Source organism: Gleimia hominis (assembly GCF_032085515.1).
Lineage (GTDB): Bacteria > Actinomycetota > Actinomycetes > Actinomycetales > Actinomycetaceae > Gleimia > Gleimia hominis.
In genome coordinates, this window is sequence record NZ_JASXSX010000001.1 from 319,788 (window position 1) to 343,294 (window position 23,507).

Annotated in this window: 18 protein-coding genes; 8 read left to right on the plus strand and 10 right to left on the minus strand. The window is 56.7% G+C overall.

The window, feature by feature from the left end:
* Positions 1 to 3: 3 nt before the first annotated feature.
* Entirely contained in the window at positions 4 to 936 is a 933-nt protein-coding gene (locus tag QS713_RS01430) for a sugar phosphate isomerase/epimerase family protein (protein ID WP_313271855.1), read from the minus strand.
* Between the two features lie 227 nt (positions 937 to 1,163).
* On the opposite strand from QS713_RS01430, the gene QS713_RS01435 reads away from it, so the two are divergent.
* A complete protein-coding gene (locus QS713_RS01435; protein WP_313271856.1) occupies positions 1,164 to 1,967 on the plus strand; it encodes a sulfite exporter TauE/SafE family protein in 804 nt (267 codons plus the stop codon).
* A 91-nt stretch (positions 1,968 to 2,058) separates the two neighbouring features.
* Here QS713_RS01435 and QS713_RS01440 read toward each other — a convergent pair whose 3' ends face one another.
* A complete protein-coding gene (locus tag QS713_RS01440; RefSeq protein WP_313271857.1) occupies positions 2,059 to 3,636 on the minus strand; it encodes an MFS transporter in 1,578 nt (525 codons plus the stop codon).
* A gap of 572 nt (positions 3,637 to 4,208) precedes the next feature.
* Between QS713_RS01440 and QS713_RS01445 the strand changes: the two genes are divergently transcribed.
* Positions 4,209 to 4,961, plus strand: coding sequence for a CDP-alcohol phosphatidyltransferase family protein (locus QS713_RS01445; RefSeq protein ID WP_313271859.1), 753 nt, complete (start codon positions 4,209 to 4,211; stop codon positions 4,959 to 4,961).
* Here QS713_RS01445 and QS713_RS01450 read toward each other — a convergent pair.
* Both QS713_RS01450 and QS713_RS01455 read right to left on the minus strand, forming a co-directional pair.
* Positions 4,908 to 5,813, minus strand: coding sequence for a hypothetical protein (locus QS713_RS01450; protein ID WP_313271861.1), 906 nt, complete (start codon positions 5,811 to 5,813; stop codon positions 4,908 to 4,910). The genes QS713_RS01445 and QS713_RS01450 overlap by 54 nt on opposite strands.
* Positions 5,814 to 5,947: 134 nt before the next feature.
* Positions 5,948 to 7,444, minus strand: a complete 1,497-nt coding sequence (locus tag QS713_RS01455) for a CoA-acylating methylmalonate-semialdehyde dehydrogenase (protein WP_313271863.1) — start codon at positions 7,442 to 7,444, stop codon at positions 5,948 to 5,950.
* 408 nt (positions 7,445 to 7,852) lie between these two features.
* On the opposite strand from QS713_RS01455, the gene QS713_RS01460 reads away from it, so the two are divergent.
* Complete coding sequence (locus QS713_RS01460; RefSeq protein ID WP_313271864.1) at positions 7,853 to 8,074, plus strand: hypothetical protein; 222 nt, start codon at positions 7,853 to 7,855, stop codon at positions 8,072 to 8,074.
* A 190-nt stretch (positions 8,075 to 8,264) separates the two neighbouring features.
* On the opposite strand, the gene iolD is transcribed toward QS713_RS01460, so the two are convergent.
* From iolD to iolC, 4 genes are read right to left on the minus strand one after another with little or no spacing between them, the layout of a single operon-like run.
* Entirely contained in the window at positions 8,265 to 10,166 is a 1,902-nt protein-coding gene (gene iolD, locus QS713_RS01465) for a 3D-(3,5/4)-trihydroxycyclohexane-1,2-dione acylhydrolase (decyclizing) (protein WP_313271866.1), read from the minus strand.
* 31 nt (positions 10,167 to 10,197) lie between these two features.
* A complete protein-coding gene (gene iolB / locus QS713_RS01470; RefSeq protein ID WP_313271867.1) occupies positions 10,198 to 11,088 on the minus strand; it encodes a 5-deoxy-glucuronate isomerase in 891 nt (296 codons plus the stop codon).
* 36 nt (positions 11,089 to 11,124) lie between these two features.
* Positions 11,125 to 11,988: a Cgl0159 family (beta/alpha)8-fold protein gene (locus QS713_RS01475; protein WP_313271869.1), complete on the minus strand. Its 864-nt coding sequence runs from the start codon at positions 11,986 to 11,988 to the stop codon at positions 11,125 to 11,127.
* The gene (iolC, locus tag QS713_RS01480; protein ID WP_313271871.1) at positions 11,988 to 12,971 is read right to left on the minus strand and encodes a 5-dehydro-2-deoxygluconokinase; all 984 of its coding nucleotides are present in this window, start codon (positions 12,969 to 12,971) and stop codon (positions 11,988 to 11,990) included. Before iolC ends, QS713_RS01475 begins: the two co-directional genes overlap by 1 nt.
* Before the next feature lie 334 nt (positions 12,972 to 13,305).
* Here iolC and QS713_RS01485 point away from each other — a divergent pair, with 334 nt between their 5' ends.
* On the plus strand, positions 13,306 to 15,879 hold the full coding sequence (locus QS713_RS01485) for an ExeM/NucH family extracellular endonuclease (RefSeq protein WP_313271872.1): 2,574 nt from the start codon (positions 13,306 to 13,308) through the stop codon (positions 15,877 to 15,879).
* Positions 15,880 to 16,086: 207 nt separating this feature from the next.
* Here QS713_RS01485 and QS713_RS01490 read toward each other — a convergent pair whose 3' ends face one another.
* Positions 16,087 to 17,724, minus strand: coding sequence for an MFS transporter (locus tag QS713_RS01490; protein ID WP_313271874.1), 1,638 nt, complete (start codon positions 17,722 to 17,724; stop codon positions 16,087 to 16,089).
* Positions 17,725 to 17,733: 9 nt separating this feature from the next.
* Positions 17,734 to 18,930 (minus strand): Gfo/Idh/MocA family protein, encoded by a 1,197-nt coding sequence (locus tag QS713_RS01495; RefSeq protein ID WP_313271876.1) that lies wholly within the window; start codon positions 18,928 to 18,930, stop codon positions 17,734 to 17,736.
* Positions 18,931 to 19,262: 332 nt separating this feature from the next.
* Here QS713_RS01495 and QS713_RS01500 point away from each other — a divergent pair, with 332 nt between their 5' ends.
* From QS713_RS01500 to QS713_RS01515, 4 genes are all read left to right on the plus strand, one after another.
* On the plus strand, positions 19,263 to 20,006 hold the full coding sequence (locus tag QS713_RS01500; RefSeq protein ID WP_313271878.1) for a GntR family transcriptional regulator: 744 nt from the start codon (positions 19,263 to 19,265) through the stop codon (positions 20,004 to 20,006).
* A gap of 141 nt (positions 20,007 to 20,147) precedes the next feature.
* A complete protein-coding gene (locus tag QS713_RS01505; protein ID WP_313271879.1) occupies positions 20,148 to 21,230 on the plus strand; it encodes a transaldolase family protein in 1,083 nt (360 codons plus the stop codon).
* 186 nt (positions 21,231 to 21,416) lie between these two features.
* Entirely contained in the window at positions 21,417 to 22,403 is a 987-nt protein-coding gene (gene iolG / locus QS713_RS01510) for an inositol 2-dehydrogenase (protein WP_313271881.1), read from the plus strand.
* A 65-nt stretch (positions 22,404 to 22,468) separates the two neighbouring features.
* Positions 22,469 to 23,329 carry a TIM barrel protein gene (locus QS713_RS01515; RefSeq protein WP_102216961.1) on the plus strand — a complete coding sequence of 287 codons (861 nt, stop codon included), beginning with the start codon at positions 22,469 to 22,471 and terminating at the stop codon, positions 23,327 to 23,329.
* The last annotated feature ends 178 nt before the right edge of the window (positions 23,330 to 23,507 follow it).

The following is a 23,507-nucleotide window of genomic DNA, read 5'->3' on the forward strand; positions in this document are numbered from 1 at the left end:
TCCTTATTTCATTCCCAAACCGCATTCGGCCAAGTAGTTACGCATGTTTATCGCATTGTTCTTGGGGAACGAGGGGTCGCACGGGTAGCAGTCTTGCTCGCAGATACAGTAGATATCGCGGTCCAGTTCCGCGAGCGCCGCTACGAACTCGTGCATTTCTGGAAGGCCTTTGGGCGGGCACACGGACGCGCCTTTGGCAACTGCTTCGCCAAACGGCCAGTCTTTTTCGTGCGCCTCCCGGGTGATGTCTTCGTCGAACGCTTTGATGTGCACGTACGTGATGCGCTCCGGGTAATCTTTGATCAGTTGCACGGGGTCCCCACCGCCGTACACCACGTGCCCGGAATCTAGACAGAAGTTCACATACGTTGGGTCGGTGGCGTCGAAAATTCGGGCGATCTCTTCTGGCGTTTCAATATGCGAGTCCCCATGCGGGTGCAGCACCATCTTCAAGTTGTATTCGTCGAGCAGCATTTGCCCGAGCTTGTTCGCGTTCTCCACATACAGCTTCCACGCGTCGTCAGACAGCACGCGGTCATCGGTCCATTCCCAAGTTTTGTCGTCGCGATACAGGGGTGGGAGGTGCACTATGTATTCTGCTCCTACAGCCGCGTGTGTTTCTGCGATTGCGCGGAACGTTTTTTCGGTTGTGGACCATTGATCTTTCTTGTGTAGCACGCCCCATCCGGTGCCGGCCACTACTTTCATACCGAATTCGTCGCACCATTTTTGTAGTTCTTTCGGATCGGTTGGGAAGTATCCGAATGGCCCGGTTTCGATGATTTCGAACCCGGCTTCAGCCATTTCTTCCCATGCTTGGCGCGGGTCCATTTGTTTTTCGTCTTTGGGGAACCACACGCCCCACTGGTCGGGGCACACGCCAATGGCGAGTTTTGAGAATTTGGGGTCGTCTAGGTTACGTGCTTTCGACGTCATTGCCGAATCCTTCCGTTTTGTTTTGTGTTCTTTTCTTCCTGAGGCGGTGGCCGCTGCACACCCTTCAGATTTGACCTAGCAAATATTGCTCACCAATACGTGGAGGCTCCACCCACTTGTTTTGGCGCGCGCTAATAGCTTATCTTATGCGGTAACGAATTGGAAGAGGTTTCACCATATTGTGTTTACAAATGATCGTCAGTTGTGGTTATAGGTATTATTAGACCATGGCCTCACTCACCGTTTTACAATGGGTTACTCTGATCGCAGCCGCACTTTTTATTGGGCTGTCTAAAACAGCTTTCCCAGGTTCGGCCACCCTGTCGGTGGTGATGTTCGCAGCCGTAATCCCGGCGCGCGCGTCAACCGCCATGATGCTGCTGCTTTTGTTAACTGGTGATCTGATTGCAATTTGGACATACCGGCGGGACGCGGATTGGCATACGCTGCGCAAACTGCTGCCCACCGTGGTGGTTGGGGTGGTGGTCGGCGCCATCTTTTTGAATTTCACTTCTGACCTGGTTATGAAGCGGTCAATCGGCTGGATCGTTCTCGTGTTGACTGCGATAACCCTGTTCAACATGCGGGCTTCGAAACGCGCCGACAAGCCGGGGGTCGGTGATTCAGCGGGGGCCTCAAGGGTAAAAACGGATGCGGAAGTGTCGGATGAACGCACGCAAAACGTGTTTGCCCGCACGTTCTATGGAATGCTCGGCGGGTTCACCACGATGGCGGCGAACGCTGGCGGTCCGGTGATGACGTTGTATTTCTTGTGGTCACGCTTTCCGGTTAAACGCTTTTTAGGTACGACCGCGTGGTTCTTCTTTTTGATTAACGTGGTGAAGTTGCCGTTTTCAATTGGGATTGGCCTGATCACCCCCGCGATTTTACCTGTGGACGCCGCGCTCGCTATTTTTGTGATTATTGGTGCGCTGTTTGGACGCTGGGTAATTCGCTACATTAAACAGTCCGTATTCGACCCCATTGTCATCACCCTGACCGTAATTAGTTCGATCTACCTGGTGCTTTAGGCACTATTATTTGAGGCAGTGAAGGCCCACTGCGGTATTGAAACCGGCTTACGTGGGCCTTCGTTTTCCGCGTGGCACGCGGTGAAGGTTTCTACTTGGAGTAGCGTTTTTCGAACTCGGCCTCCAGTTCCTCGAGCGTGTGGTACTTGGTTTCGGGCAGTATCTTCGTGTAGAAGTACAGGGAAACGCAGTTGATGAGGGCGAAAACGAGGTAGGTTTTTGCCCCTCCGAGGTACGCCATCATGGACGGGAAAATGGCGGTGATGACCGCGTTGGCGAACCAGTTGACGGACACTGCGGTGCCTTGCGAGACGCCCCGTGTGTTGGCGGGGAAGATTTCGGAGACGAGCACCCAGGTGACGGTTCCGGATTGTTTGAAGAACAGGAACGCGGTGATTATGACGAGCACGGCCCAGGGCGCGAACGTGGGAACGGTGCTGGCGATGTTTCCGGCTTCGTCCATGTGTGGTTCGATAACCCAGAAGAAGAGGGCGGCGAGCCCAAATAGGGACAGTACGATCCCGGTTTCTTGGTACATGGCGACGTGCCGGCGGGCGAATCTTGCAACTAGGTAAATGCCGATTGCAGCGCCAATGCAAGAGAAGAAGCCGGTGACCACGTTCAGCATGATCGCGTTTTCGGATGAGAACCCGGCTGCGTGCAGTACTTTCGGCATGTAGTACATTGCGGTGTTGATACCTGTGAGCGGGTCAATTATTGAGATTGCGACGCCGAGGAAGAGTACTTTTCGGGTCCATTGGGTGGCGAATACTTGCCGGAGTGTCATTTGGGGTTGGTTTTCGTATTCGCGGTTGATTTCGATCATTTCGCGTACTTCTAGCCCCAGGTTGTGTTTCTTGGGGTCGCGCACGCGTTTGAGGGAGGCGATGGCTTCGTGGTAGCGGTGTTTTGCGGCGTACCAGCGAGAGGTTTCTGGCATTGTGCGCATGAGGATCCACAGTGCGATCGCGGGGATGGTAGCGAGGATGAGCATGTACCTCCAGGTAGCGCCGTTACCGCCGACGACTACCAGGTCGCTCATGGCTTTTGCGTGGTCCCAGTCTATGGATTCGCCGGTTTCGGTGATTACGTGTGGCCCGTGGTTGATACGGGCGATGATGGCGTTCATGGAGTACGCGAGGAATTGTCCGAACACGATCATGAACTGGTCGATCGCGACGATTGGTCCGCGGACTTCTTTGGGCGCGGTTTCAGCGAGATAGACGGGGACGGTCGCGGATGCACCTCCGACTGCGAACCCGAGGATTATGCGGAAAATGCACAGCATCCAGAAGTTGAGAGACAGTGAGCATCCAAGGGCGCCGAAGAAGAATATGGCGGCAAGCAGCAGGATGTTGTGGCGCCGCCCGTACCGGTCTGAGAGTCGCCCCCCGATTATCGCTCCGAAGCCGGCGCCAACCATGAGCAGGCCACCGACGAGACCTTCCTCCACTGGGTTCAGATGTAGCCCACCTGCGGCGTTTGGCATGTATAGGTACGGGAGGGCTCCGGCGAGCACCCCGGTGTCGTACCCGAAGAGTAGTGATCCTAGAGTAGCTACCGCTGCAATTAGCGGGATTGAACGTTTTTTACCGTTGGGTGGGGTTTTCTTAATGAGGTCATTGAGTTCGCCGTCTGTAAACGAACTCACCTGCTTTTGGTCACTCATGTGTTCTCCTGTGCCTGCTCGGCATCCGTCGTTGGATTCATTATTCTAAGTGGAGCCTTCAGCAAAAGCCGGTTCCGCAACCTCGCACAACCAACCTTCACTTGTCGTTACAAAGATAGACGATGGTTGGCAAAAAAGCAATGTCCACCTTATTCACAATCTTATTTCCACAGCTAGAAGATGGTTTCGGAAAAGACACACCCCTTCAACTTCAGGGCGTATTACCCTTATACCGAAAGCTAGAAAAATAGATTTCGCAGTACGAGAATAAACACCAAATGATGTTACAAATACTTTTGATATGGCTATGTATTGACTCGCCAGTTCAGCTCAACCCATCCATCATCTGGCTAGAATACATAGGCTTCTTAAAGTGTTCTCTAAACCCTTGGGTAAGCAGCCTTCCTCATACTCACACGCCCAATCCACAATCTGATCCACGCCAAGCCACAATACGAACACACCTGGATACGCGCGGCGTACCTGCAGGTTGTTCAAAAAACCACGCAGGCTGTTTAGACTAGGTAAGACGTCTATTTGGGCGTTACCACCAGAGTGTACGGAGTTTTATTTTGAGTGACACCGCCACCAGCCATACGAAAACGTGGCCACTATCCGCATACGTGCGGGCATGGTGCGTACACGCGTTCACCATGTCAGGTCTCCTCTGGGTCTTACTGGCCGCACGCGCGCTAGGCGAAGGACACTACAAAGCCATGTGGGGATGGCTAATCGTCTCCCTAATCGTAGACGCCATCGACGGCCCGTTAGCCCGCAAAGCAAAAGTACAAGAAGTGGTCCCCTGGTTCTCCGGCACCATGATGGACAACGTCGTCGACTACATGACGTGGACCTTCATCCCCGCAGTATTCATGGTCAAAGTAATCCCCCTTGGCCCAACCCCACTAGCGATAATCGCTGCTATATGCGCCCTCGCCTCATCCATGTTCTGCTACGCGAACACCCGCATGAAATCCGCCGACTGGTACTTCGTTGGCTTCCCCGCCGCATGGAACATCGTCGTCCTCATTCTCTGGCTCTTCCACTCCGGCCCCATCGTCAACTGGCTCGTCGTCATCGTCTTCACCATCCTTGCCGTCGTCCCCTGGAAATGGCTCCACCCGTTCCGCGTCAAGAAATACCGCGCCATAAACGCAGTTGCCGCAATCATCTGGGTCACCTCCACCGCCATCATGGTCTGGACCTTCCCCCACATCCCCATGTGGCTCCGCATCCCCTGGTGGATCAGCGGCATCTGGATCCTCGGCGTATCAGCCCTGCGCACGTGGCGCGGCCGACCCGACCGTCCTAACCAGCGCCCGTGAAATCCGCCGATCACCCCACCACTTATAACCCTCAAGCACAAAAGTGCCCGCAATAAGCAGCGCAATAATCCCCCAAATCCACGGCGGATAATGCTCCCCATAAAACCCAAAATAAATATACGGCGCCATAAACGTAGCCACCGTAACCACCATGCCAAGCAAACGAATCCGAAACCGCGGCGCCGTCACCATCGCCAACACCCCCCACGTATACGGAATCGCCGTCCCCAAATCAATCGCCCACAACACCGCCACAGACCCATGGAACTGCGGCACAAACATCACCGGCAACGCCCGCAACGCCGAATAAATAATCACCACCGCATAAGCAATAAACCGCGGATTCGTAACATAACGCGTCAGCAACATCCGCTTCATAATCGGCACCCCAGCCGCAAGCAACTTCTTGTACACCCGCGGGCTAATCAGCAACCCATCCACGTCATGCAGCGCCTGCGTCAAAAACTCCAAATCTGCGCGACCACCCCGATCCACCAGGGCCTCCACCAACTTAATCGGCGCAATCCCAACCGGCACCACCTGCTCGCCCGCAACCTCATGCACACCACCCAACGGTTCCAAAACCCCATCGGGCAAACACGCAGACCACTCCTCCCACACCGGCTGCGTCATCGGCATAAACCACAAACGCTCCCTTTTGCGAATCGAATCGCGCAACGTCGCCACCAAGTACCGACGCGTCTGCGCATCCCCTAGCCCCGCGAACGTAGGCAACTCCCGCAAATGCCTATCCTGCAAATCACTTGGCCGATCCACACCAGCAGCCGAAACCACGCGCTGAGGTGACAGCGCGTACTCCTCCGCAAAAGACAGGTCAAACAGCCAGTTCACCCGTTAAGGCTACCGCATAAACAAGCGGTGGCGCGGCAGCCATACGGCCTCCACGCCACCAAAACACGCGCGAACCCAATACTCACCCACGCGGTGAGCTGCGGTTCACAAATGTTCTACCCTTCCGGCAACTCCTACTCTTCACGCTGGAACGACATCGTCGCCTCGTACATCCCAGCCTCAGACGGCCAACGCGACGTAATCGCCTTCGCCTTCGTGTAGAAATTCACGCCCTCCGGACCATGAATGTGGTGATCCCCAAGCAGCGATTCCTTCCACCCACCAAACGAGTAGTACGCTACCGGCGTTGGGATCGGCACGTTAATCCCCACCATTCCGGCTTCCACCTCGTTTGTGAACCGGCGGGCAACCCCACCGTCATTCGTGAAGATAGCGGCTCCGTTACCGAACTCCGAGGCGTTCACAATCTCAATGGCCTCATCGTAATCCTTCGCCGTAACCACCGTGAGGACCGGGCCGAACACCTCCTGCTTATACAGATCCGTGTCCGTCGGGCAGTTCTCAACAATCGTTGGGCCCAACCAGTGGCCCCCCTCATAACCCTGCGCAACGTAATCACGACCATCCAAAACCACGTCCGCACCAGCCTTCTCAGCACCATCAATCAGGCCAACAATGCGGTCCTTCGCAGCCTTGTCGATCACGGGGCCCATCTCGTTCTCTTCATCTAAACCAGAGCCAACCTTGATCTTCTTCGCCTCATCCGCCACCAGCTGCGTGAGCTTATCTTCAATCCCACCCACAGCAACCACAATCGGCAGCGCCATGCAACGCTCACCTGCCGCACCAAACGCAGCGGCGCTAATGTGCTTAGCCGCGAACTCCAAATCGCAATCCGGCATAACGATCGCGTGGTTATTCGCCCCACCAAGCGCCTGCACGCGCTTACCGTGGGTAACGCCCGTGTCTTGAACAATGTGCGCAACCGGGGTGGAACCCACAAACGAAATCGCGTCAATCCCCGGGTGCTTCAAAATCTCGGTAACGATCTCCCGGTTACCCGGCAGCACGTTGAACAACCCGTCCGGCAACCCCGCTTGCTTGTACAGTTCCGCCGTGAACAAGGACGCCGATGGGGTCGTGGTAGCCGGCTTCAAGATGAATGCGTTCCCTGTTGCCAAAGCCAGCGGGTGCATCCACATCGGCACCATCGCCGGGAAGTTGAACGGGCAAATTCCCGCCACAACTCCCACCGGGTACTGAACAGTATGAATATCTACGCCAGTGGAAATCTGCGACGACATCTGACCCTTGAGCGCATTATTGATTCCGCACGCGAAATCCAGGGTCTCGCGCCCCCGCTGAATCTCCCCAATCGCATCCGTGTACGTCTTCCCATGCTCGGCCACAATCAGCTTCGCCATGTGATCTTGATTCTCAAGCAGCAAGTGACGCATCTTGAACATGATCTCCACGCGCTTGGCAAGCGAGACCTTCGCCCAGTTCTTCTGCGCTTCTTTAGCGACCTTTACCGCGTGGTCCAAATCTGCTTTTGAGGCGAGGTTCAGTTTGCTCTCCACCTTGCCCGTAGCCGGGTTCTCCACATCTACCTGCTCGGCGGGTTCGCCGTCATAGTACTCCCCGTTGATCCAAAGCTTGAGTGTTTCCATTATTAAATCGAACTCCTCGTCGTGTTCGTCGTTGGCACCACGCTGCGGTGGCGCCCTGTGGCTTACGCATATAAGTCTAACGTCCCAAGCCCAGTTTGTCATTACATTTCTTTTAAAGGGGTCTGCGGCGGCCATCCCGCGCCCAACATCCACTACTGGCAACCCTACCGTTAACGATTGCGCGAGTTTTCAGGAACATCTCTTGACATGCGTTTTCCGCTTCACAGTGGGATTTGTGAGCAGATCTACACCAAAAATTGTTGACTATTCAACCCATTTGTTCGTACATTAGAAGTGTCGATGGGTGACGCGAGGTTCTCAGCCATCGCGAATCACCTGGGACAACAGCACAACGTCCGTGCAGGAGCACGGACACGGCTCCTGCACAAAGAAGTAAAGGAGCATTTAATGACATATTCAACCGCACTTGTAGAAGCGCGTCGCGACATCACGGTAGCGTCCATCGCCACCCTGATGCCACTACTGTTCACCCTGCTGCTGGTAGCTTCTTCCGCCATCACCATCGGTGGAATCCTGGCTTCCAGCCCCGTTTTAACCATCGTGGGTGGGCTGATGACCGCCGCAATCGCAATCGGCTTCTCCATTAACCTGATTGCGGAAGTGAAGTAACCCATGCACCGCGACAACGACGACGCGACCACAGATAGTTCAAAATCAACCGCAAACGATTAACCGGAACAGTCACAACAACTGTTCCGGTTATTTTTATGCTCCGCAAAGCCGCAAGAGCCACAGCGCCCAAGAAGCGTGCCACCGCCGCCTGCCTAAATCGCAAGCAGCGGCGCCACCCCTCAAGAAACTACTTCAAATAGTGACGTTGCCGCGCTTTATTCTGCTTGTACTGCTCGTACGCCTGCTGGGTCGATTCAATGCGCGACACCTGCGAAACAGGCACATCCCACCACGAGGAACTCGGCGGATTCGGCCCATACAGGTCCGTCTCAATGTGAATCATGCACGCCCGGTCATATGCCTGCGCCTCGCGGTACGCCTGCCGGAACTCTTCCATCGTGTGCACCTGGTAGACCTTCAGCCCCCAAGACTCCGCGTTCTTCGCAATATCTACCGGCAGCAAATCACCATCTTCATTATGAGGCGCCCCCGCCCCCGCGCGGTAACGCGTGCCGAAACGCTGCGACCCATGGGACTCCGACAGCGCCCCAATGGACGCGAACCCGTGGTTTTGCAATAGAACATAAATGACCTTCAGGTTCTCTTGCACCACCGTCGCCAGCTCCATCGGCAGCATCTGGTAAGTGCCATCACCAACGATCGCAACCACCTCACTGTCTGGATGCGCCATCTTCACACCCATACCAGCGGGAATCTCGTAGCCCATGCAAGAGAATGCGTACTCCACGTGGTACTGCAACGGGGTCTTCGCCTGCCACAGGGCCTGCAGGTCACCGGGCATAGAACCAGCGGCGTTGATGACAATGTCATCTTCACCCATCATCTCGTTCAGCGCCCCAAATACCTCCAGCTGGCTTGGGAGCGGTTGGTGATCCAGGTGGTACAGCTCGCGGGTTTTCGCGAGCCAAGCTTCCCGTTCCGCCGTGACTTCTTGCTCGTAGGCTTCACTCACCCGGTAGTCGCGCAACTGGTCGGTTAGAGCACGCAGAACCTCACGCGCATCCCCAACCACCATCTGGGCGGCGTTCTTAACCGCGTCAAACGGCTTCACGTTCACGTTCACGAACTGCACATCCGGGTTCTTAAACGCCGTGCGCGACGCCGTGGTGAAATCCGAGTAACGCGTACCGATCCCGATTACGAGATCCGCTTTGTCGGCAATGTGGTTACCCGAATCCCCACCGGTTGAACCAACCCCACCAATCGCCGCCGGGTGGTCGAAGTTAATCGCGCCTTTACCCGCCTGCGTATCCCCCACAGGAATTCCGGTGATGCGGGCAAACTCGCGCAGTTCTTCACTTGCCTCTGAGTATTTAACGCCGCCCCCAGCGATCACCATGGGGCGTTTCGCTTTCTTAATGAGGTTCACTGCCCGCTCAATTGCCGCTGGGTCCGCGGGAGTGCGGGGAATGTACCACACGCGTTTCTTGAAGAACTCTACGGGCCAGTCGAACGCCTCCGCCTGCACGTCTTGCGGCAGCGCGATCGTCACCGCCCCGGTGTCCGCCGGATCCACCAGCGTCGCCATCGCGTGCATCAAAGAGGGGATCAGCTGTTCGGGACGGTTGATGCGGTCAAAGAACCGGGAGACGGGGCGGAACGCGTCGTTCACACTCGTGTCCAAGGTCATTTCGTTCTCCACCTGCTGCAGCACCGGGTCGGGCACGCGGGTGGCGAACTGGTCTGAGGGGAACAGGAGCACCGGCACCCGGTTCGTGGTGGCCAGGGCAGCGCCCGTGACCATGTTTAACGACCCCGGGCCAATGGATGCGGTGCACATCATGGCTTGACGCCGGTTCTTCGCCTTCGCGAATGCGGCTGCCGCATGCACTTGCCCCTGTTCGTTGCGCGGCATGTAGTAGGGCATTGCGCCCCCGTCCGCGTCTGGGTCCAACTCGTTTTGCAGCAGTGCTTGCCCCAGGCCAGCCACGTTGCCGTGCCCGAAAATGCCGAACGCACCGGCGATCAAACGGTCTTGTTCACCGTCGCGTTCCACGTGCTGGTTCACCAGGAATCGCACCACGGCTTGCCCAACCGTTAGACGCACGGTCTGCACATCTGGGTTCATGTTTGTTTCTCCTTAATAACGTGGGTAACGACTAGTCGTTCATCGGGGTCATGGGTAAGCGCGGGTCGATTGCTTGATCGCTCCAGCTTTCGCGTACCCAATCGTGGTGCGGGTCGTTGGTCATGAGCCACGTGGAGTCTTCCGCCGGCCCCGCCATCACGTTCAAGTAGTACAGGTCGTAGCCGGGCGCTGCGACGGAGGGACCGTGGTAACCGTAGGGCATTATCACGATGTCACGCGAACGCACTTCGGTGCACACGTCGATTGGTTTACCCGGTGAAGGATAGATGCGTTGCAGCGCGAACCCTTCTTTCCCGTTCTTCCCCCCGTTACCTTCGCGGACCTCGTAGTAGTAGATCTCTTCGAGCACGCGTTCGTTTTCGTTGTGTTCATCGTGTTTGTGCGGCGGGTAGGACGACCAGTTTCCGCCCGGCGTCAGTACCTCGGTGACCAGGAGGTGTGAGGTTTCCAGTTCGTTGCCGAGCGCGTAGTTGTTAACTTGCCGCGAGCAGTTACCCGCGCCGCGTAGCATCGTCACCACTTCTTCTACCGGGCAGTAACGCACCGGGAGGTCTTTGGTGGCTTTCGCTGCCGGCAGGCAGAACCGACCCCCGTTTTTGGAGGTGACGGTGAACTCGGTGCCTCTGGGAATATAAATGTAATCCGTGATGCCTGTAAAGACGGATTCGCGGCCCTTAATTTCGTAGGTCTGACCGTTTACTTCCACGGTGCAGCCCCCTTCGAAGGGAAGCACGAGGAGTTCGGTGTCTCCACTGTTGCGGGTCTGGCTTTGCCCGGCCTCTAGCCCGAGCACTGCGATGGCACTGAATTCCCAGCCGGCCCGCTCGATAGTCAAGTCTGTTTCGAACTGGTCGTGTGCGGTTTCCCCCGCGCGGATTACGTATTTATCGTTATCATTCATGTTTCATGTCCTCACAAAAAATCTCTCAGCGAGTGGTTACAGCAAACTCACGGTTGCATCCACTGCTTCGCTCACCGTTCCCGTCGGTGGGAACAGTAACGACCGCCCAATTACTAAGCCTTTCACGTTCGGGAGCTTCAACGCACCAGCCCAACCTTTCAGTGCTTCATCGGGGTCGTCGGGAACTTCTCCTCCTAGGATAAGCGATGGAAGGGTAGTTGATGCCATTACGCGCTCCATATTGTCCACACATGGAAGTTTCAACCAGGTGTAGGCCGACGTGGTGCCCAGGCCCGCCGCGATCGTAATCGACCGGATCACCGCGTCAGTGCTGAGGTTGTTCACCACAGTGCCGTTTTTCCACTTTGAAATAAACGGTTCCACCATCGCGGTGAGTTTACGCTCGGCCAACTGGTTGATTGCCTGCGCCGTTGACTCCAAGGTGGCAACAGTTGCGGGGTCTTCGAAGTTGATGCGCGACAGGGTTTTCCCCCCGTTCAACCCCGCTTCCTCAATCCCTTTGGGCGTGTAGCAGTTGAACCTGTCGTCCATTTCGAATTTGGAATGCTGCAACCCACCGCGGTTCATGGACCCCCACACCAGTTTGTTATCCAGCGCCCCCATCAGCGTGAGGTCTTCTATCATCTCCGCGGTACCAAGGAATCCGTGCACACCGGGGCGCGAAAGTGCTTCTGCACACCGGTTCAGCAGGTCTTCACGCGACCCCATTGCCATCGGTTTACGCCCCGCACCCAAAGCCCCGCGAGCCGGGTGGTCACACGCGATGATCAGCAGTTTCTGGTCTTTTGGGATCTGCGCTTTGGGGCGTTTCTTGAGGGCCTGCGCAATCTTTTCGGGTTCGTACGCCCGGATGTTTACGATCTGTTCGATAACAGACATTACAGGGCCTCCACTATGGGTTCGGTCTCGGGGTGCTGAGCGATCTTGTCAAACACTTCCTGTTCCGTAGCCATCGCGGTGGAGCACTCTAGGCGTTCCGCCACGATTGCACCAGCGGTTGAGGCGAACTGGATTGCCTTTGGTAGGTCCCAGCCGCTCAGAAGTGCGTGGCACAGCGCACCACCGAAGGAGTCACCGGCCCCAAGCCCGTTCATCGCTTCGATTTTGGTGACGGGCACGGTGATGCGTTCTTCCCGCGTTTTCGCGAGGGTACCTAGGGGCCCTTGCTTCACGATCGCGACTTCCACCCCGCGTTCTAGTAGTGCGTCGGCAGCGCGTTCCGGTTCGGTTTCCCCAACCGCGATGCGGCATTCCTCTTTATTACCAACCGCGACGTTCACTTTTTCTAGCATTCGGGACACTTCGCGGTGTGCTACCTCTTCTGACTCCCAGAACATATCCCGATAGTCCAGGTCAGCGATGGTCCACCCGCTTTTCGCCCGCGCGTCCAGCGCCGTGTGGTGTGCGGAGCGCGAGGGGTCTACCGACAAACCGGTTACCGACAGCCAGAATATTTTGGCGTCTTTAACCACTTCGAGGGGAATGTCTTGGTTCTTCAGCTCGAGGTCGGGTGCGGATGGTTCGCGGTAAAAGTACAGGGGGAAGTGGTCGGGTGGGAAGATCTCGCAGAACGTGACGGGCGTATTATAGTTCTCATTTGTAACTACATATTGGTCGGATACGCCGAGGCGTTTCATTTCTTGCCGCACGTAGTTTCCGAACGGGTCGTCCCCCACTCCGGTGATGATTGCGCTGGAGTGTCCCATGCGCGCTGCAGCGACCGCCACGTTCATTGGGGAGCCGCCGAGGAACTTGCCGAAACTCTCCACTTCTTCCAGGCCAACGCCCACTTGCAGAGGATAAATGTCGACTCCGCTGCGCCCTATGGTCACCACTTCGTACTGTTTGTGTGCCTGAGCCATCTTTGGTTCCTTTCTGCCGTGAGTAGTTGCGCATTCTTTTCCGTTTGCACAAATTTACCTGCGGCCGCGTCTTTGCTCTATTTCAGTATTACGACATTTGAGGCCAAAGTCAAGCATTTGTTATAACAAATCTCGGATCTTGGGTGGTGCAGGTAGCGCGAGTTGACCAGGTAACCGAGTAGTTAAATGCGCGTTACACATCGCGGCCCACTTGGGTTAATCATCGTTCACTTTTTGAACTAATTGCAGGCATTTCTATCGATCGCCTAACCGGGGCGTGCTGGCAGTTATACGCTTTTATCGTTACTGTCCACCACCGACGAAAGTGTCGTTTATGCGTGTGTTGAAACCCATTTCATCCGCCGCTTTAGCGGCTTCCATAGCACTCGTCCTGTCGACTCCACTTACCGGCGTCGCAGTTCCTACCTCCGACCCGACCGGCACGGATTCCACAGCCACCGCGAGCGCTGCCCCGGATCCAACCGGTGAAAACACCGCGGCTCCCACCGGCTCGACAACCTCTGAAGACAGTTCTCAGAGCGCAGACGAGCAGGCGGGGGCCTCAAGCGAAAATGAGGACGCGGGTACCTCGGGCAAGAATGAAGAATCCGCGCCCCAGGGAACAGGTTCCACTGAAGAAACTGGCGAGGAAACCGCTCAAACAACGGGCGAGGAAACCACTCAAGCCACGCCGCGCGCTGCGGACACGGTGGCGATCAGTGACATCCAAGCGAACCCGAAGAACTACAAGAACAAGCAGGTTACAATCCAAGGAATCGTCACGGCGGTGTGGGACGGGCGCGACGGCTTCACCGTGCAAATGCCAACAAGTGAAGTACCTGAGGGGTACGAAAGGTCGCAAGCAGTATTCGTTAAACTTCCCAATCCGTCCAAAACGTTGCACGTGGGCGACGAAGTGAAAGTGGACGGTAAGGTCAGCGACCCAAATGGGGTAACGACCCTAACCACCTCCGCAAAGAGCATTGAAACCCTGGGCAGTGAGAAAACCGGCCTGGTGAAACCCGCGCAAGTGGCCGCACCGAAAACCCCTGCGGAAGCCAACAAAATCCAAAGCATGGTGATTAACCCGCAGGGGCAGTTCCGGCTGACGGACACGTACAAGCTGCCGACCACGGGGCAGATCTCGCTCACCGACGGAGATAAAGCCCCGGCACAACCCACGCAGGTGGGCACCCCAGGTTCGGCGGAAGCAAAGGCGCAAGCGCAGTACAACGAAACGCACCTCATCACGGTTGATGATGGCAGCGACGACCTGTTTGACTCCAACAGTGCTAAAGCCCAGGTTACTCCGCCTAAACACCTGCCGTTCGTGGCAGACGACGCGAAGGCGGGCCCAACCCTGGGGGCTGAAGTAACGTTCAAAAGCCCAGCGGTCATCACCTACACGCGAGGTAAATGGGTGCTCGACCCCACCACATCCATCCCCGCTGCAGACGAGTTCATCAGTTTCTCTGATGTAGCAGAAGCCGAACCCGCGACCGTGGGTGGCAACTTTAAAGTCGCGACATTCAACGTGCTCAACTACTTCACGAGCCTGGGCGTGAACTCCACAGAAAAGGACAAGAATGGCAAACCCCTGTGCGCCCCAGTTATGAACCGGTGGGACCAGTCCGTACCCGTGGCGGGGAACTGGGATTGCCCACTTCGTGGCGCGTGGGACGAATCCGGGTTGAAACGCCAAGAAGACAAGATCGTGGCCGCGATCAACACGCTCGGCAAACAAAACGCCGCGGTTGTGGCGCTGCAAGAGATTGAGAACGACAAAAAGTTTGAAACGAACCCCAACCAGAGCCTCGAGCACCTGGTGAAAGCCCTAAACCAAGCCGACCCGAACCAGAAGTGGAACTACGTGCCGACCCCGAAGAAGGAACCGGCATTCGGTACGGACGACGCGATCCGACAAGCCTTCCTCTACCGCTCCAGTGTTGTTGACCTGGTGGGAGACGCGGAGTATGCGGTTAGCGACCAGCCTCAGGCGGCGACACAAGACCGCGCGCCCCTCACGCAAGTTTTCGAACACAAGGCGTCCGGTAAAAAAGTGCTGGTAGTGAACAACCACTTCAAGAGTAAAGGCAGCCAGCTGAGCGGGGCGGACAACAGCAACCCCGGTAAAACGCAAGGCCCCGCCTACGACGTGGGCAACAATAACGGGGAACGCACGCGGCAAGCGAAAGATCTGCTCGACGTTGTGAATAAGAAAGTGAAGGCGGTTAAACCCGATTTCTCAGTGCTGGTAGGGGATTTCAACTCCTACTCCGGTGAGGACCCAATCCGGGTGCTCAAACAGCAAGGGTTCACAGACCTCATGAACACGGCGGAACACCCCACTAAACGGTCCATGACCGACTGGGCAGAATACACGTACGCGTACGGTGGAATGCTTGGCTCACTGGACCACATCATGGTTTCCAAACCGGGCATGAGCTTCTACAAAGGCCACGACATCTGGACTGCCAACGCGTACGAAAACCAAGCGAGGCAGTACTCAAACTTCATGGCCACCGGCACTAACTACTACAACCCCAACGTGTTCCGAGCCTCGGACCACAACAGCGCCATCGTTGGTTTCGATCTAGAAAAGAGCGCGGACACCGAAACTCCAGGTACGGGGAATCCGGGTTCGGAAAAGCCCAACCAGCCTGGCGCCGGCAACCCAGGTGCGAATAACCCCGACCAGCCTGGGAACAACAACCCCGGCAGTAAGCCTGGCGTGAACCAACCGACCTCGAACCAGGCGGGCAAACCCGGCAGTGGTTCGGTAAACGCGAACCAGTCGAGCGGGCACATCGCCCGAACCGGTAGCACCGCCAGCACGGTTATTTTGTTGAGCGCACTAGCACTCGCCATCGGAGGGGGCGCGTGGCTGCTGAAGCGGCGCATCCGCTAACCGCACTACTGCGTAACCTGCGTGGGGTTCAACAACTCGTTAAACCCCGCGCGTGTGCCGCAAGTGAGTACGTCTGCCACAAGTGAATAAAAGGGTGGTGGTCATGCCTCAAAGGCGTGACCACCACCCCTATTTAGTGCCAGAACTGCTCCTTGCTAGAACAGCTCCTTGCTAGAACAGCTCCCCGCTAGATCTGACCAACCAATGCTACGAGTACCGTTCTTCCATGCGCAGCTCCAGTTCCTCAAGCGAACAACCGGACGTTTCTGGCATGATTTTCAGCAAAATGAACCCGAAAACCAGGTTCATGACCGCGTAAAAACCATACGTCGCAGCCCCACCCCACGCTTCCATCATGTGCGGGAACGTGAAAGTGATGAACGCATTCACCACCCACATGCAGAACACGGCCGCACCATTCGCGATTCCACGCACCCGCGCGGGGAACATCTCGCCCAGCATCGTCCACACAACCGGGCCGTTCCCAGCCTGCACAACCAGCATGAACACACCCATCATCGCCAGGATCACCAACGGTGCCCACAGCGGTGGCACGTCGTGCGAATCCATTGCCGGCTGAATCGTGAAATGGAACAAACTAGCGATCACCGCGAGCGTTACGAACACGCTGAACAAACAGGTAATCAGAATCTGGCGGCGCCTAAACGCCGTGATCATCCACAGGGCACACAGGCAACCAATCACCGACATGACCCCGTTCGCGATCTGCGCGGTAATCGCCGCGGACGTGCCCATCCCCGCGTACTGCAACACTTTCGGGGCGTAGTACATAATCGTGTTCACGCCCGTAGTTTGGTTACAAATCGCTAAGAACACGCCCACAAAAAACAGTTTCCGCATCCAGGGGGTCCGGAAAATATCCGCGAACGTCCCCTTCACTTCCTCCCGTTTTTCCCGCTGCCGCTGCAGGATCTCTTGCATTTCCGTTTCCACAGGCCCGTCCTTGGCCTCGTCCCGAACTTGCTTGAGGGACCCAATCGCCTCGTAATACCGCTGATTAGCCGCATACCAGCGGGGAGACTCTGGCATCAGACGCATCCCGATCCACAGGGCGATCGCGGGCACGGAGCACAGCAGCAGCATGATCCGCCACCCGTTGCCGTTACCACCTGCAACCACCAGGTTAGACACGTAGTCGAACCACGTGGCCGGGTCCAGCGTTCCCCCTTTCGCGGACGCTAAGTGGCTGACATTGTCGAACGACTGCATACCCGGTTCCAGTAACCCACCCGGGTCCTTCTCAATATCAATCTGCGGGCCACCGTAAATCTGCGAAATGATCGCGTTGAACGTGAACGCCATCAACTGGCCCGTCACGATCATCACCTGGTCAACCGCCACGATTCGGCCGCGGATCCGCTTCGGCGCGGTCTCCGCCAAATACACCGGCACGGTAGCGGAAGCACCACCCACGGCGAACCCTAAGATAACGCGTGCCACATACATGACCCACACGTTCGGGGCCGCCGCGGTGCCCAACGCCCCAATCAGGAACACGACCGCCAGCAGAACAATATTGTGCCGCCGTCCCCACCGGTCGGACATGCGCCCACCAATCAGCGCCCCCAGCGCGGCGCCGAGCAGTAAGGTGGCGCCAACCGCGCCCTCCTCATTAGCAGTCAAATGCAAACCACCCGCCGCGTGGGGCATGTACATGAACGGTAACGCACCCGAAATCACGCCCGTGTCGTAACCGAACAGGAACCCACCGAGGGTAGCTACCGCCGCGACGACCCCAACGGACCGGTGTTTACCTGCTGCTGGTGTTTTCGCAACTGCAGCACTGACTTCTTGTTTTGTACTGTCAATATTTATCTTGCTCACTGCCGGCCCCTACTTATCGAACGTGGTGGCGCCTTCAACGCGGGCAACGTCGTGCCACTGTCCATCCGCCGCAGAAGCCACCGTGGCCTCGTCCACTTCCGCAGCCGACCACCCGTCCGCTGCCGAGGGAGCCACCTGCTCGCCGGTCAGCACCGACTCAATGAACTGCTTGGCTTCCACCACTTTCATGTCGTCAAAGCCCATAGAGGTACCCGCCCCGGGTTGGAACCGCAAGAACTCGGGGAAGTCCCCACCGGCCATGGCCCGCACGTACCCCTGTTGGAATCCATTGTCTTTGCCAATACAGACCTGCAGGTCGTTGAGGTGTTCGAAGTTCCAGCGCAGGGACCCATCCGTACCGTAAACCTCAATCACGTATTCTGCCCGCGGCCCAACTGCAACGCGGGAAGATTCAAGCGTGCCCACGACCCCGTTGTCTAAGCGCATCATGATAGCCACGTAGTCTTCGTTCTGCACCGGCCCCATTTCGTCACCGACTTCGTAGCCGCCGTGGCCCACACCCATCTTGGTTGGAATCGGCCGTTCCTTAATGAACGTGTCCGTCAGTGCCGACACGGAGGCGATTCGGCCCACGAGGTATTGCACCAGGTCCGCGCCGTGGCTCATCAGATCGCCCACCACGCCAGCGCCCGCACGCTCCCGCGAATAACGCCACGTCAAAGGCCCTTCTGGGGCGGATGCGTAATCGGCAATCAACCAGCAACGCACGTTCGTTACCCGCCCAATCTTGCCGTCACGGATGAGCTTTCGAGCTAGTTCAATCGCCGGGGTGTGCCGGTAGTTGAACCCAACCGACGTCGCCACCCCCGCTTTGGCCGCGGCCTGGGCGATCTCTTTGGATTGCTGCGCACTCACTCCCATGGGTTTTTCAATCCAAAACGGTTTACCGGCCTGCGCGGCTGCCAGCGCGATTTCGTGGTGTAGATAGTTCGGCGCGCAGATAGAAACCACGTCCACCTGCGGATCCTCAATTACTTCGTGGTAATCCGCAGTAGCCCGCTCGAACCCAAGTACTTCCGTAGCCCACTTTTGGTTCTCTTCTAAAATATCCGCGCACGCCACCAAGCGGATATCGACGTTTAGCTCCGGGAATTTTTCCGCTAACGCGCGGTAAGAACGCGTGTGCAAGCGACCCATCCACCCTAAAGAGATGACACCTACACCCAGTGTTTTCTTTTCCTTCATAGTTTGCTCCCTCGCATGCTATTAGGGCAGTGAGGCGTATTTTAAGCCTACGTTTGCAGCTTCCGCGCCCACGCGGTGGTCTTTCACCGCTTCAACTGCCGACACTCTTGTACTCTAAAAGCAAATGTTTGCACTTGCAAGGCATTTGACCCTACAAATCATTAGCGCGCGCTAATAAAGAAGGCGCAGTAGTAGGCTTTGTCCGTTCCCATAAACCTATTAACCTGACATATTATTGACTAGCGAGATATCGTGCAGCTGTTGCACGACCCCGGCACGTGCAAGGATTTGGACAACGACCTATGAGTAGGCGCAGTAAACAGGTGAAGACTATGAATCAGCCCTTTGAGGTACAGGTGACAATAGATCGCAACGGTGCGAAACCTCTTTACCAGCAAATCGCAGAACCGCTTGAACAAGCAATTGTTAGCGGCACCGTTCCCCCAGGCGAACTGGTGGAAGACGAAATCTCAATGGCGAAACGTCTGGACGTATCACGCCCCACCGCACGGCGGGCGTTGCAAGAGCTGGTGAACCGCGGGCTATTAACCCGCCGCCGCGGCGTAGGTACCCGAGTGACCCCTTCGCAAGTGCATCGCCCGCTGGCCCTGTCATCTTTGAACGCAGACCTCATTAAAGCCGGGTTCACCCCCACCACGAAGGTCCTCAGCTACGAGATTATTGAGGCCAGCGCAGACGAAGCCCAGATGCTCGGGCTCTCTGAAGGCGATGGGGTGCTGAAAATATCACGTTTGCGCAGCGTAGATGGGCAACCTCTGGCGATATTGACGAACCACATGCCGCTGGAGTTAGCGCCCGAATGGTCTCAGCTGCAAGAAACCGGCCTGTACGATTCGTTCGAACAAAAAGGCATCCACATTGCCTCTGCGACGCAGGTGGTGGGGGCGCGCGCCGCCACGGCAGAGGAATCCAAGATTTTGGGCGACGAGCCGAAAGCGGCATTGCTAACTATGGAACGCACCGCTTATACCGCGGAAGGTCGGGTAGTTGAGGTGGGTCGCCACGTGTACCGCCCATCCCTGTACTCATTCCGCTTTACGCTGTTTGCACAGTGACACACCCCGCCTCACACTTTGTTATGACAATCGCTTGACAAGCCGGTGACAACTGTCATTAAATGAGTATGTACACACGAGCGCCAACGGCGGGCAAGGTGGCCTGCCACGCGCCAAGAAAGCAAACGAAGGAGATGCTCGATGGCACAGATCAAGCCCACCCCCGGCCCACTGCGTGATGCGGTTGAAGCCACACCCACGGCCCTGTGGAATGATTCGTCTGATCTGAACGAACTGAAACAATCAATTTCTTACGGCGGTGTGGGCGCCACCTGCAACCCCGTGATTGCTTACACCACGATCTCAAAATACCCAGAGATCTGGACCGATCGGATCCGCAAGATTGCCGAGGACAACCCCACGTGGGGCGAATCCGAGATTGGTTGGCGGGCAGTAAAAGACATGTCAATTGAAGCCGCTAAGCTGCTGGAACCGGCGTTCAAAGAAACGAATGGGCGCGACGGCCGCTTGTCGGTACAGACCGACCCGCGCTTCCACCGGGATGCGAAAAAGCTCGCTGACCAGGCGGAAGAGTTCCACAAGATGGCGGACAACATTGTGGTGAAGATTCCCGCTACCAAGACGGGGTTAGAAGCGATTGAAGACGCCACCTACCGTGGCGTATCCGTTAACGTGACGGTTTCGTTCACCGTTGCGCAGGCGGTTAAAGCCGCGGAAGCGATTGAACGGGGCCTAAAGAAACGCGACGCCGAGGGTCTGGAGACTAAGAACATGGGGCCCGTGGTGACGATCATGGTGGGCCGGCTCGATGACTGGTTGAAGGAATGCGTCAAACGCGAAGGCATCTTTATTGACCCTTCCGCTTTGGAATGGGCTGGTATTGCAGCGTTCAAGCACGCGTACAAGATCTTCCAAGAACGTGGTTTCCGCGCTCGCCTGCTGGCCGCTGCGTTCCGCAACGTATTGCAGTGGAGCGAGTTCCAAGGTGGCGACGTGGTGGTTTCCCCACCGTTTAAGTGGCAGAAACTGATTAACGATTCGGATTACAAGTTTGAGGGTCCGCGCATGGACATTCCGGTCGATGAGTACTACTTGGAGCAGTTGCGCCGCATTCCGGAGTTCACCCGCAGTTATGAGGAAGATGGCATGACGCCGGAAGAGTTTGAGGACTTCGGGGCCACCCGCAAGACCTTGCGCCAGTTCTTGAATGCGGACTCAGATTTGGACGCGCTGGTGCGAGACGTGATTGTTCCCGCGCCTTAAACCCAGCAAACGCGGTTGCCTGAAGCAGCCGGTAATGCGGATGCTAAAGCCAAGTTCCGAGCGCGGTGGGTGGGGTATAGCGCCCCACCTACCGTGCCAAGACCTCATGATCCGGATTCGGATATCACTGAATACTCACCCAAATAACACCTAATATTTACCCCAATAAACTCAAAGGAGAGCTTAATGATTCGCTTTGGAATTATCGGGGCCGGCCGCATCGCGAAGGTGCATGCCCGGTCCACTAGTCAGCACCCGCACGCGCAGCTGGTGGCAATTTCAGATCCGGTTGAGGAGGCCCGCGAAGCCCTTGCGCAAGAGTACGGTGTGAAGGCCGTAGCAGAGGCAGCGGATATTTTTAACGACCCCGAGATAGACGCGGTTATTGTCTGCTCCCCCACGCCTTTGCACATTGAGCACATTGTGGCGGGGGTGAAAGCTGGTAAAGCGGTGTTGTGTGAGAAGCCGATTGCGATGGAAGTGGAGGCTGCGGAAGGTATCCGCGCTCAGCTGGACGGCGAAGATGCGCGCGTGATGCTGGGCTTCAACCGCCGGTTTGACCCGAACTTCGCGAAGGTTCACACCGTTGCACAGGCGGGGGAACTGGGCCCGGTTGAGCAGGTGACCATTATTTCGCGCGACCCCGCGGCACCGTCGAAAGACTACATTAAGGTTTCGGGCGGGATTTTCAAAGACATGACAATCCACGATTTCGACATGGCCCGCTTCTTCCTAGGGGACATTGCAACGGTGTCTGCAACCGGGCAGAACCTAGAAGAGGACCTGAAGGACACCGGTGATTTTGACGCCGCCGTCATTGTACTCACAAGTAAGGACGGGAAGGTGGCGACAATTATTAACAACCGGCACTGCGCCACTGGCTACGATCAGCGGCTTGAGGTGTCTGGCCCAGACGGCGCAGCGTTTGCTGAGAACGTGCGGCCCACCACGGTGCGCGTGTCTAAGCGGGAGCATTCTGACGCGTTGGACCCGTACTTGGATTTCTTCTTAGAACGCTACGAAGCTGCGTACTACAACGAGTTGGATGCGTTTATTGAGGCAGTTAACGGCCAGCGCGACTTCACCCCTGGGATTGAGGATGGAATCGTCGCCCTGAAGATCGCCCAGGCGGCGGACGAGTCCGCGCGCTCGGGCAAGGTTGTCGAACTGTAAACAGCAAGAATTACCCGGTGAGGCCCGTGCGTCCTCACCACCAAAAAATTTGTAAGGAGTTAGAAATGAAGATTGCTGGAGCACCTATTTCTTGGGGCGTATGCGAGGTTCCCGGTTGGGGGTACCAGATGTCCCCAGACCGCGTGCTTACGGAAATGAAAGAAATGGGGTTGACAGCCACGGAGTTTGGCCCTCAGGGATGGTTGCCGCTAGAACCTCAGGCGCGTGCGGAAGTGGTGAATAAGTACGGACTGAAACCGGTGGGTGCGTTTTTCTTGGCTGTAATGCACGACCCGGATTTTGACCCGATTCCCATGGTGAAAAAGGAGTTGGAGGCATTCAAAGTGGCCGGTGGTGAGTATTTGATTCTCGCTGCTGATTCTGGGCAGGAAGGCTACGACAACCGCCCCGTGCTAGATGAAAAGGGGTGGCAGACCCTGTTCACGAACCTTTCGCGCATCACGGATGTGTGTAAGGAAGCGGGGGTGACCGCATGCATTCACCCGCACTGGGGCACGATGGTGCAGAACGTGGACGAGGTAGAGAAAGTGCTGGATAACTCCAAGGTGGGGTTGTGCTTGGACACCGGACACCTCGCGGCCGGTGGTGCGGACGTGGTGGCGCTCGCGCAAAAGTACGCGGACCGCGTGGATATTGTGCACGCAAAAGATGTGCACAAAGAAATGACGGATAAGTTACTGCCCGGTGAGCTCACCTGGTCGCAAGGCGTTAAAGACGGTATGTTCGCTCCGATTGGGGATGGGGATATCGACTTCAAAGCCGTCGTTGAGGCACTTAACAAAGCTGGGTTTGACGGGTACTACGTGCTGGAGCAAGACATCATGATTGATGAGGAGCCCCCGGCAGATGGAGGTCCGAAAAAGAGCGCGGAAAAGTCATTTAAGGCCCTGCAGGCACTGGCGTAACAGCGCGGGCTAAACGGCACGTTAGGAGTGTGTCATAGAACTGCCCTCTGCCCACTGGTTTGAATGGTTTGAACCCCATATTCCAGTGGGTAGAGGGTATCTGCGCGTAAACCCGGGGTTGGGGGATCTGCGCGTAAGCCCCGGGTTGGGATCTGAGCGTAAGCCCCGGGTTGGGATC

Excerpts from the sequence above, each read along its gene's own strand:
- QS713_RS01485 (WP_313271872.1), top strand. The coding sequence starts at position 13,306 with ATGCGTGTGTTGAAACCCATTTCATCCGCCGCTTTAGCGGCTTCCATA.
- iolD (WP_313271866.1), bottom strand. The coding sequence starts at position 10,166 with ATGAACCCAGATGTGCAGACCGTGCGTCTAACGGTTGGGCAAGCCGTG.
- iolC (WP_313271871.1), bottom strand. The coding sequence starts at position 12,971 with ATGGCTCAGGCACACAAACAGTACGAAGTGGTGACCATAGGGCGCAGC.
- QS713_RS01455 (WP_313271863.1), bottom strand. The coding sequence starts at position 7,444 with ATGGAAACACTCAAGCTTTGGATCAACGGGGAGTACTATGACGGCGAA.
- QS713_RS01505 (WP_313271879.1), top strand. The coding sequence starts at position 20,148 with ATGGCACAGATCAAGCCCACCCCCGGCCCACTGCGTGATGCGGTTGAA.
- iolB (WP_313271867.1), bottom strand. The coding sequence starts at position 11,088 with ATGAATGATAACGATAAATACGTAATCCGCGCGGGGGAAACCGCACAC.
- iolG (WP_313271881.1), top strand. The coding sequence starts at position 21,417 with ATGATTCGCTTTGGAATTATCGGGGCCGGCCGCATCGCGAAGGTGCAT.
- QS713_RS01495 (WP_313271876.1), bottom strand. The coding sequence starts at position 18,930 with ATGAAGGAAAAGAAAACACTGGGTGTAGGTGTCATCTCTTTAGGGTGG.
- QS713_RS01515 (WP_102216961.1), top strand. The coding sequence starts at position 22,469 with ATGAAGATTGCTGGAGCACCTATTTCTTGGGGCGTATGCGAGGTTCCC.
- QS713_RS01460 (WP_313271864.1), top strand. The coding sequence starts at position 7,853 with ATGACATATTCAACCGCACTTGTAGAAGCGCGTCGCGACATCACGGTA.
- QS713_RS01440 (WP_313271857.1), bottom strand. The coding sequence starts at position 3,636 with ATGAGTGACCAAAAGCAGGTGAGTTCGTTTACAGACGGCGAACTCAAT.
- QS713_RS01500 (WP_313271878.1), top strand. The coding sequence starts at position 19,263 with ATGAATCAGCCCTTTGAGGTACAGGTGACAATAGATCGCAACGGTGCG.
- QS713_RS01435 (WP_313271856.1), top strand. The coding sequence starts at position 1,164 with ATGGCCTCACTCACCGTTTTACAATGGGTTACTCTGATCGCAGCCGCA.
- QS713_RS01475 (WP_313271869.1), bottom strand. The coding sequence starts at position 11,988 with ATGTCTGTTATCGAACAGATCGTAAACATCCGGGCGTACGAACCCGAA.
- QS713_RS01430 (WP_313271855.1), bottom strand. The coding sequence starts at position 936 with ATGACGTCGAAAGCACGTAACCTAGACGACCCCAAATTCTCAAAACTC.